9 protein-coding genes are annotated in these 9,799 nt (G+C 74.7%); 4 read left to right on the forward strand and 5 right to left on the reverse strand.

Annotated elements, in window-relative coordinates; translation table 11 throughout:
• Positions 1-570: a flavin reductase family protein gene (locus ACFZBX_RS27505; protein ID WP_391536462.1), complete on the forward strand. Its 570-nt coding sequence runs from the start codon at positions 1-3 to the stop codon at positions 568-570.
• Positions 571-737: 167 nt separating this feature from the next.
• Here ACFZBX_RS27505 and ACFZBX_RS27510 read toward each other — a convergent pair whose 3' ends face one another.
• Both ACFZBX_RS27510 and ACFZBX_RS27515 read right to left on the reverse strand, forming a co-directional pair.
• Entirely contained in the window at positions 738-2,030 is a 1,293-nt protein-coding gene (locus tag ACFZBX_RS27510) for a cytochrome P450 (RefSeq protein ID WP_391536476.1), read from the reverse strand.
• Positions 2,031-2,155: 125 nt separating this feature from the next.
• Positions 2,156-3,139, reverse strand: coding sequence for a DUF1702 family protein (locus tag ACFZBX_RS27515; RefSeq protein WP_391536463.1), 984 nt, complete (start codon positions 3,137-3,139; stop codon positions 2,156-2,158).
• Between the two features lie 218 nt (positions 3,140-3,357).
• Here ACFZBX_RS27515 and ACFZBX_RS27520 point away from each other — a divergent pair, with 218 nt between their 5' ends.
• Positions 3,358-4,320: a hypothetical protein gene (locus tag ACFZBX_RS27520; RefSeq protein ID WP_391536464.1), complete on the forward strand. Its 963-nt coding sequence runs from the start codon at positions 3,358-3,360 to the stop codon at positions 4,318-4,320.
• Between the two features lie 45 nt (positions 4,321-4,365).
• Here ACFZBX_RS27520 and ACFZBX_RS27525 read toward each other — a convergent pair whose 3' ends face one another.
• Positions 4,366-5,007 carry a TetR/AcrR family transcriptional regulator gene (locus ACFZBX_RS27525; protein WP_391536465.1) on the reverse strand — a complete coding sequence of 214 codons (642 nt, stop codon included), beginning with the start codon at positions 5,005-5,007 and terminating at the stop codon, positions 4,366-4,368.
• Between the two features lie 79 nt (positions 5,008-5,086).
• Between ACFZBX_RS27525 and ACFZBX_RS27530 the strand changes: the two genes are divergently transcribed.
• Entirely contained in the window at positions 5,087-6,472 is a 1,386-nt protein-coding gene (locus ACFZBX_RS27530; protein ID WP_391536466.1) for a carotenoid oxygenase family protein, read from the forward strand.
• Positions 6,473-6,807: 335 nt separating this feature from the next.
• Positions 6,808-7,629, forward strand: a complete 822-nt coding sequence (locus ACFZBX_RS27535) for an SAM-dependent methyltransferase (RefSeq protein WP_391536467.1) — start codon at positions 6,808-6,810, stop codon at positions 7,627-7,629.
• Positions 7,630-7,669: 40 nt separating this feature from the next.
• Here ACFZBX_RS27535 and ACFZBX_RS27540 read toward each other — a convergent pair whose 3' ends face one another.
• Together ACFZBX_RS27540 and ACFZBX_RS27545 are read right to left on the reverse strand one after the other, a co-directional pair.
• Positions 7,670-7,990 carry an NIPSNAP family protein gene (locus ACFZBX_RS27540; protein ID WP_391536468.1) on the reverse strand — a complete coding sequence of 107 codons (321 nt, stop codon included), beginning with the start codon at positions 7,988-7,990 and terminating at the stop codon, positions 7,670-7,672.
• 336 nt (positions 7,991-8,326) lie between these two features.
• On the reverse strand, positions 8,327-9,799 hold a 1,473-nt coding region (locus ACFZBX_RS27545), incomplete at its 5' end, for an SDR family NAD(P)-dependent oxidoreductase (RefSeq protein WP_391536469.1).

A 9,799-nucleotide genomic window follows, 5' to 3' on the forward strand; every position in this document is an offset into this window, starting at 1 on the left:
ATGTCCTCCGTCCCCTCCGCCTCCGCACCGCTGCCCCGCTCGATCGACCTGCCCCCGCTGCCGGCGGAGGCCCCCGAGGCGGACCTCCACGACCGCCGCGCGCTGCGCGGGGTGCTGGGGCGCTTCGCCACCGGGGTGACCGTGCTGACCGCGGGGCGTGTCACCCCGTGCGGCATGACGGCCAACTCCTTCACGTCCGTCTCGCTCGACCCGGCGCAGGTGCTGGTGTGCGTGGTGAAGTCGGCGGCGCTGCACGACACCGTGCTCACCGAGGGGGCGTTCGCGGTGTCGGTGCTCGGCCGTGACCAGGAGTGGGTGGCGCGGCACTTCGCCGACCACGGACGTCCGCGCGGGGCGCGGGAGTTCGACGGGATCGAGCACGTGCCGGGCCGGCACACCGGGGCGCCCGTGCTGGGCCGCGTCCAGGCGTGGCTGGAGTGCCGGCTCAGCGCCGTCCACGAAGGGGGTGACCACACCATCTTCGTCGGCTCGGTCCTGGGCGCGGGCCGCTCCGCCGGAGCGGACCCGCTGCTGTTCCACGGCGGGGCCTTCGGCGGGCTCGCCGACTGACCGAGGCGCCGCCCGTGGCGCTCCCACCTCTCGCACCGACGCCCGGCCGGGGTCCGCCCCGGCCGGGCGTGCCGTTTGGGGCGGGTCGCGGAGGGCGGTGGAAACGCGTGAGGTCCGGGCCGTCGGGCCCGGACCTCACGTCTGCGGGGGAGTTGCGGGGGAGCGGTTCAGTCGCGCGGTTCCACGCTCATCGGCAGACCGCCCTTGACCCGCAGGGTCAGCATCGGCTCGGCCCGCACCCGGTGGCCGCGCGGCACGGACAGCCGCAGCCGGCGCAGCAGCACGGCGAGCACGACGGTGGCCTCCAGCATCCCCAGGCCGCTGCCCACGCAGACCCGGGGGCCGGCGCCGAACGGCACGTAGGCGTAGCGGTGGCGGCCCGCCGCGCGGCCCTTGGTGAAGCGGTCGGGGTCGAAGCGCCCGGGGTGCTCCCAGAAGGCCGGGTGCCGGTGCAGGGTGTAGGGGCACAGGACGACGTCGGCGCCGGCGGGAACCCGGTAGCCGCCGATCTCGTCCTCGGCGAGCGCCTTGCGCGGCAGCAGCCAGACCGCCGGGTAGAGGCGCATCACCTCCTGGAGGACGGCCGAGGTGTAGGTGAGCCGGTGGACGTCCTCGAAGGCGGGCAGCCGGTCGCCGAGGACCTCGTCGATCTCGGCGCGGACCCGGTCGCCGACCTCGGGGTGCCGGTCGAGGAGGTACAGCGCCCAGCCGAGGGTGCTGGCCGTGGTGTCGTGCCCGGCCAGCAGCAGGGTGATCAGCTCGTCGCGCATCCGGTCCCGCCGGGCCCGGGGGTCGCGCTCCCCGGCGGTGGCGTCGATCAGCCGGGACAGGACGTCGTCGCGGGTCCCGTCGGACGCCGGGTGGCCGCGCCGCTCGCGGTCCAGCGCGCCGACGATCCGGTCCAGCTCGGCGCGCGCCTTGCGGAACCTGAGCTGGAGCGGCAGCGGCACCCAGGAGGGCACCGAGCCGAGGCTCATCATCTCGAAGATGGCCTGGTCCTGGACGACCTCGAAGGCCTCGCCGATGGACTCGTAGGCGCCGAGGTCGGTGTCCAGGAGGGAGCGGCCGAGCACACCGAGGGTGAGCGTGGTCATCTCCTGGCGGATGTCCACCGGGCCGCGGCCCGCGACGCGGCGCAGCCGCTCGGCGAGCAGCCCCGCCTCCTCGGCGATCGCCCCGGTCTGCCGGGAGATCCGGCGGGCCTGGAACACCGGCTGGATCACCTTGCGCTGGGCGCGCCACAGGTCGCCCTCGCTGGTCAGCAGCCCGTCGCCGAGGGCGCGGCGGGCGTGCACCAGGCCGATGCCCTTGTGGTAGTTGGTGCTGTTGTCGGTGAGCACCCGGCGGACGTGGTCGGGGTGGTTGAAGAAGTAGAGGGTCTTGGGGCCGAGCGGCAGCCGTACCGCGTCGCCGTAGGCGGCCGCCGCCCGGGTCATCACCGTCAGCCGGTCGGCGGCCATCCGTGCCAGCAGCAGCGGGGTGGCGGCGCGGGAGGGGCCGGGGGGCCGGCGGGGCGGGCCGCCGCGGCGCGGCCGGGCGGCGGCCGGGACGGCTCCGGCGGCGGGGCCGACGGCGGGTTCGGCGGTCACGCGCGGGCCTCGGGGGCGCCGCTGGTGATCCGCTCGGCGATGCTCCGCCGCCAGGTCTCGTAGGCCGTCAGTTCGCCGTCGACGACCGGTCGCGGCCGGGCCTGTTCGCACACCGCGGCGGCCTCCTTCGGGGTGAGGCCGCAGAGCAGCCGGACCGCCGTCTCGGAGTGCTCGGTGAGCAGTCCGGCCTCCACCCGGGCGGTGGAGGCGAAGGCCACGCCCTGGAGGAACTGCGGCCGGTGCGGGCCGACCCGCTCGGTCAGCAGGTGCAGTTCGTCCTCGGTGGCGCCGCCCGCGTAGCAGGTGGCCAGGCCCACGCCGGCCCACAGGTCGGCGTGCCGGTCGACCTGGTAGCCGTCGACCAGGTCGGCGACCACGGCCGGGTCGGTGCCGCCGATGAACCACAGGGCCCGGCCGATGCCCTGGTCGATGGCGTGCCCGGCGTAGCGCCGGGTCTCGTCGCCGGGCCAGGGGAAGGCGCTCTCCCGGTGGTGCGCGTGCACGTACCGCGCGGTGCGGAAGTACGCCTGGTGGAAGCCGTAGCCGTCCAGGGCGAGCCAGCACAGCAGCGGGTCGGCGGGCGCGATGGCGGCCCAGCGGAAGCGGGGGAGGCGGGCCATCGCCCAGCCGACCCCGACGTGGACCATGTAGTCGTGCGGCGCGCCGTGGCCCGCCAGGAACTCCGCGACCCGGCCGTTGCCGGGGATCGGCAGGCCGTCCAGCATGGCCAGGCCCATCGCCGCGCCCTCGTAGGCGAAGCCCCGGTAGCGTACCGGTATCCGCTCCAGCCGGCGGTGCGCCTCGTCCTGGTCGGGGGCCTCGACGGCGATCGCGTAGCCGTCGAGGAAGGTCGCGCCGACAGTCTCCAGGTTCTGTCGCGCCTCGGGGCTCTTCACGTGGAATCCCCGGGTCGACAGCTTCGTCTCGTTGTGGCTCGGCGTCAACAGACGGCGCCTGACCGCCCGCCAGCTCCCGCTCATCAGTGCCTCCCGCCCGCCGCGTGCCCGGATGGCCGCGGCTCTCCGGATCCAATGCTTGGGGGCCCGGGCCCACGGCACTACTCCGAAGGTGCCGATGCCGGGCAACCCGGAAGAAGCAGGCCGGGCCAGGGAAGCTGACAATCTGTCACGTTACGTATGAGTAACAGTAGTTCCCGGTGTGCCCGAGTGGCGGCCGCGGTGAGTTGAGGAGATCCCGAGTGACTGAGACCACCTCCGCGGGCTGGCCGGTGAAGGCGCCGCCGCGCGCCACGTCGCTGTTCGTCAGCGGCCTCTTCCCACGGCGCCGGGCCCTGGTGGTGGTGCTGGGCCTGCTCGGCGGGGTGCTGCTCGCCTACCTCTGGCCGGTGCGGCCCGCGGACGACGGGAGCGCCCTCTCCGCCGCCGCCCGGCTGCTCGGGCGCGAGCCCGGGAGCGCGCCGCCGCAGGGCGTCGCGGCCGGTGCGCTGTTCGCCCTGGTCTCGGGCCTGGCCGGGTCGTTCACCGCCGGCGGCCTGGCGGCGTTCGGGGTGGTGGGGCCGCTGATCGGACGGATGAGCCTGACCCGCCGACCGCGCTCGGCGCACGCGCTGCACCCGCTGGCCTGGCTGGCGGCCGGCATGCTGCCGGTCGCCGTCGGCTACGGGGCCCTGGCCGGGCTGTTCGGCGCCCGGCTGCCGCAGTTCGCGGCGGCGGACGCCTCCGGGGGTGTCTCGCCGGGGCCGGTCCAGGCGATGGCCGTCTACGGGGCGGCCGGGCTGGTGATGCTGGCGATCGGACTGGCCGCCGCCGGGGCGCTGCCGGACCCGCTGGAGCGGGTGGCCCGGCGCTTCCCGAACGCCCCGTTGGTGCTGGTCGGCGCCGTGCTCGGGGCCCTGCCGGCCGGCCGCCCGCACCCGCTGTTCCGGCAGGCGGCCCTGGAGCGCCGGCCGCTGTACGGGGCGGCGGCGTTCGCGTTCCAGTCGGCCGGCGGGCTGCTGGTGATGGCGGTGCTGTTCGTGCTGCTGTCCGGTGTGCTCGGCACGCCCGTGCAGCGCTGGCTGGCCTCGGGGCCGGCCCGCGGGGCGGCGCTGACCGCCTGCGCCTTCCTGGTGGCGGGCGCGTTCACGGCGGTCTTCTGGGACCTCCGGCTGCTCGGCGACCTCGGCGTCCTGCGGTGGCCTGCGGCGCCCTGGAACGGGTAGCGCGGGCCGGTGCGGCGGCGACGGCGGGTCGGGCCCTGCGGGGGCTCAGACCCGCCGTTTCGCTGCCCGGACCACGGATTCCCGGGCGCGCTCCGGGTCGTCGCCGGCGCCGAGGATCATGCCGCAGACCTGCGCCTCGAAGCAGACGTCCGAGGTGAGCGGCTCGACCAGGTAGCCGCCGAGGTCCAGCGTGACCAGGCCGTGCAGCGCGATCCAGAGCTGGTGGGCGATCAGCTCGGGGTCGGAGGGCAGGAAGCGTTCGGCGGCCACGCAGCGCTTGACCGCCCCGACGAGCGCGGCCAGGGTGTAGCGGCCGTGCTGGCGGTCGTCGTCGGTGAGCGAGAAGCCGCTGAGGCCGGAGCCGCCGAACATGACGTTGTAGAGGTGCCGGTGCTCGCGGGCGTTGGCCCGGTACGCCCAGCCGAGCGCGACCACGTCGCAGACCGGGTCGTCGCTCTCCTCGACCGCCTCCAGCCGCCCGTTGAGCAGCATGAAGCCCTCGCGGACCATCGCCCGCACCAGGTCGTCCATGCCGCCGAAGTGCGTGTAGACCGCCATGGTCGAGGTGCCCACGGTGGCCGCCAGTTTGCGGGTGGACAGCGCGGCCGGGCCCTCCTCGCTGAGCAGTCGCGCGGCCGCTTCGATCAGCTGGGCTCTGAGATTCGGGTCAACTCGCCGTGGACTCACCCTTGACAGTATGTCAGTCACCTGTGAATCTCATCAATGACAGCGTTATATAACGGTGCTATCGATGGAGGGGGCGGCCATGCCGCGCGCCACGGGTCACACGTCAACGAGTCACCTGGCCAGCACGGTTCACCTGCTCGGACGCGGCTACCGTCCGGTGGCCGCCGAGACCTCGCACACCGATCTGACCGTCCGGGGAGTCCTGCCGCCGCAGTTGGACGGCACCTTCCTGCGGATCGGCCCCAACACCCGCGGCGAGCACGACCCCGCCGTGCAGCACACCTTCTCCGGCGCCGGCATGGTGCACGGACTGCGCCTCGGCGGCGGTCGCGCCCACTGGTACCGCAACCGCTGGCTGCGCGGCGACACCGTCAGCCGCGAACTCGGCGAACTGCCCGCCCCCGGGCCGCGCCGCGGGCTGGACGACAACGTCAACGCCAACCTGGTCCACCACGCCGGCCGCACCCTGGCCGTCACCGACGGCGGCGCCCTGCCGGTGGTCCTCGACTCCGGGCTCGGCACCGTCGCCCGCACCGACTTCGACGCCACCCTGCCCGGCGGGTTCTGCGCCCACCCGCTCACCGACCCGGTGACCGGGGAACTCCACGCCGTCGCCGTCGACCCGGCCGGGGACGAGGCCGTCCTGCTCACCGTCGACGTCGAGGGCCGGGTCCGCGACGCGCTGCCCGTGCCGGTCAAGGGCCGCCCCTGGATGCACGCGTTCGCGCTCACCGAACGCCACGCGGTGCTGTTCGACCTGCCGGTCGCCCACGACCCCGCCGAGGCCCGGGCCGGCTCGCCCGCCCCCTACAGTTGGCAGCCCGACCGCGAGGCCCGGATCGGCATCGTCCGCCGCGACCGGCCGGGCGCCGCCGCCCTCTGGCTCGACGTCCCGCCCTGCTTCGTCTTCCACCCCGTCAACGCCTTCGAGGACGCCGACGGCCGGATCACCGTGGACGTGATCCGCCACGAACGGGCCTTCGACCGCGACCGGCTGCACCCCAGCGAGTCCGCGCCCACCCTGTGGCGGTGGATCCTCGACCCCCGCGAGGGCGCCGTGCTCGAACGCCGGCTCGACGACCGGGTCCAGGAGTTCCCGCGCATCGACGAGCGGCGCACCGGCCTGCCGTACCGCTACGCCTTCACGGTCGAACTCGTCCCCGGCCAGGGCGCCGCGCTCTGCGGCCCCGCACTGCTGCGCCACGACCTCGCCACCGGCCGCACCGACCGGCACGCCTTCACCGGCGGACGGCAGAGCGGCGAGCCCGTCTTCGTGCCGCGCGACGCGCTCGCCCCCGAGGGCGACGGCTGGCTGCTGACCCTGGTGTACGACCCCGCCGCCGACCGCAGCGAACTGGCCGTCCTGGACACCGCGGACTTCACCGGCCCGCCGGTCGCGGTGGTGCCGCTGCCGGTGCGGGTGCCGCACGGCTTCCACGCGCAGTGGGTGCCCGCCGGGTGGTGAGCGGCCCCGGCCGCCGGCCGGGCCCACCGGGGGGAGTGCCGGAATTCCGGGGCACTCGCCCGGAAACCGGCGAGAAGGCCGGCCGACGGGCCCCGGCGATACGGTGCTCGCCCGCCGTCCTGCTGCGCTCCGGCGTCGGCCGACGCCTCTGCGGTGACCTGGGCGGAATTGCCGATCGGGCATTCTCGGAGTAGGCGCCGCGCGGGCCGTGCCGGAACAATCGTGCCGGGCATCCGCCGGCCGCCGGAAGTCACCGGAAATCTCCGGAAGCCACCGGGAGTCACCGGAAAACCTTCCCGCGCTTTCCGGGCGCGGTATTTCGGAGAGGAAATTCGATGGCTGTGGAAAGCGCGGACTCCGGGATCGTCGCGGGGGTCGACCCCGAGGTCCCGCACGTCTCCCGGGTGTTCGACCTGATGCTCGGCGGCATCGCGAACTTCGCCGCCGACCGGGCCGCCGCTGAGGCCGCGTTCGCCTCCTGGCCGGGCGGCGACGTCCGGGTGGGCATCCGCGCGGCGCGCGGCGCGCTGGGGCGGATCGTGCGCCACCTCGCGGCCGAGGAGGGCATCCGGCAGTTCCTCGACATCGGCACCGGCCTGCCCACCATGAACAACACCCACGAGGCCGCCCGGAGCATCGTCCCGGACGCCAGGACCGTGTACGTGGACAAGGACTCGGTCGTGGTCGCGCACTCCCGCCACCTGCTGGCCGGCCTGCCCAGGGACGAGGTCCGCTACCTCCAGGCCGACATCAAAAACATCGACCGGATCCTCGACGGCGCACGGGCCGTCCTGGACTTCGAGCGGCCGGTCGGCGTGATCCTCTTCGGCATCCTGCACTTCCTCCCCGACAACCAGGGCCCCGCCGAACTGCTGAAGCGCATCGTGGACGCCGTCCCGTCGGGCAGCCACGTCGCCTTCTCCCAGTTCGCCCGGGTCGGTGAGGACGCCGCGTTGGACGAGGCCTTCGAGGTGCTCGACCGGCAGTGGGGGGAGTCGGTGGTGCGCCGGACCGGGCAGGAGACCGCCGACCTCTACTTCGCCGGCCTGGAGCCGGTCGAGCCCGGGGTGGTCGAGCTGCCCGACTGGCGGCCGGAGCCCGGCGAGGCGGGCCCGCGGCCGATTCCGATGTGGTGCGGGCTGGCCCGCAAGGCCTGACCGCGCGCCGCCCGCGAAACCGGAGCCGTACCGGGCCGGGTCAGCCGGACGGCGTGGGGGTGAGGATCCGCCGGTCGAGCCGGGCGACCAGCGGCCCGTCGACCTCGCTGAGCCGTTTGGCCTCGACCCACCGCGGGTCGGCGAGCAGGGCCGCCCAGCCGCGCTCCAGGGCGTCGTAGGAGTCGTGCCGCAGCACGTAGACGACCTGGCCCATGGTCTGCGCGCCGACCTCGGCCAGCGAGGTGAAGACCACCTCCATCCCGTGCTTGGCGAGCAGTTCCAGGCAGTGCTCGTTGAAGCGGTTGATCAGGGCGGGCAGCTGCCCGGGGGCGGCGGTGTACTCGCGCAGTTCGTAGATCATGAAGAGGGAACTCCCGTTCGGGCAAGGCGACATGGCCACATCCGCCGACGTCCGGCGCGGGCCGGGCTCGCGTCGGGGAGCCTAGCCGCGGTGCGCCCGGGCGGACTTCTCCCTGGGTGCCCGGCGGGGTCGCGCGCCCCCGCGCGGGTCCGCGCGCGAACGGCGAATGAGTTCCGCCCCCGCCACCGGTAGGCGGACCGGGCCCCGGCCGGCGTCGCCCGCGCCGCGGTGTTCGTCCGGCTCGGCCGGGGTGGCGGGCGGCTCCGGCCGGCTGCCCGGGACCGCCCGAGCGCCGCGTCGGGGGACGCGGCGCTCGGGGACGGTCGGGGGCGGCGGTTACAGCTCGTTGTCGATGAAGGCGAACAGTTCCTCGGCCGAGACGGAGTCGAGGTCCGCTTCCTCGGTGCTCGGGTCGGGCGCAGAGATCGTCGACAGCAGGGCGTGCAGGCGGGCCGGGATGCGGGTGGCGGTGATGTCGGCCGCCGGGACCGAGCCGACGAGGGCGGCGAGCCGGTCCAGCTCGGACAGGATGCGTCCGATGGTCGCCCGGGTGACCTCCTCGGGCGACTTCTCGGCGGTGGGGGTGAGTTGGTCGAGGAGGTAGTGGGTGAGGGCGTTGGGGGTGGGGTGGTCGAAGACGGCGGTGGCGGGCAGGCGGATGGCGGTGGTGGTGTGGAGGCGGTTGCGGAGTTCGATGGCGGTGAGGGAGTCGAGGCCCTGGTCGAGGAAGCCGCGGGTGGCGTCGATGGTGGTGGGGTTGTCGATGCCCAGGATCACGGCGACCTGGCGGCGGACCAGGGTGAGGACGTGCTGGTGGCGTTCGGCGGGGCTGAGTCCGGCGAGTTGCTCGGTCAGGGCGGGGCCGGACTGGTGGGTGGTGGCGGTGGGCCGGATGGTGGCCAGCCGCGACCAGAGCGGGAGCCTGGGCGCGTGGGCCAGGTCGAGGGGGGAGAGCAGGTGGAGCGCGCGGTCCGCCCGGTCGGCGGCGTCGAACAGCCCGAGGCCCTGCTCGGAGTCCATCGGCAGGATGGCGCTGCGGGACATCCGGGCGTGGTCCTGGTCGGTGAGGTGGCCGGTCATCGCGCTGGCCTGGGCCCACAGGCCCCAGGCGAGGCTGGTGGCGGGCAGGCCGTGGGCGTGGCGGTGGGCGGCGAGGGCGTCCAGGAAGGTGTTCGCCGCGCTGTAGTTCGCCTGGCCGGGGCTGCCGATGATGCCGGCGGCCGAGGAGTACAGCACGAAGGCGCCCAGGTCGTGCCCGGCGGTGAGCCGGTGCAGGTGCACCGCGCTGTCCACCTTCGCGGTGAGCACCGTGTGCAGCTGCTCGGGGGTGAGTGAGGACACCGTGGCGTCGTCGAGGGCGCCGGTGGTGTGGATGACGGCGGTGAGGGGGTGTTGGTCGGGGATGGTGTCGATCAGTTGGGTGAGGGCGGTGGGGTTGGTGGCGTCGCAGGCGGTGATGGTGACGGTGTGGGCGCCGAGTGCGAGGAGGTCGTGGTGGAGTTGGTCGGCGCCGGGGGCGTGGGGGCCTTGGCGGCTGATGAGGTGGAGGTGGGTGGTGTGGTGGTGGGTGACGAGGTGGCGGGCGAGGAGGCTGCCGAGGGTGCCGGTGCCGCCGGTGATGAGGACGGTGCCGTCGGGGTGGACGGGGGTGGGGATGGTGATGACGTTCTTGCCGGTGTGGCGGCCCTGGCTCATGTGGCGCAGGGCGTGGCGCAGGTCGGCGAGGTGCCAGGTGGTGCGGGGCAGGGGGGTGAGGGTGTGGGTGGTGAAGAGGGTGAGGAGGTCGGCGAGCATGGTGTGGGTGCGGTC

The sequence above is a fragment of the Kitasatospora sp. NPDC008115 genome, from assembly GCF_042957205.1.
Classification (GTDB): Bacteria; Actinomycetota; Actinomycetes; order Streptomycetales; family Streptomycetaceae; genus Kitasatospora.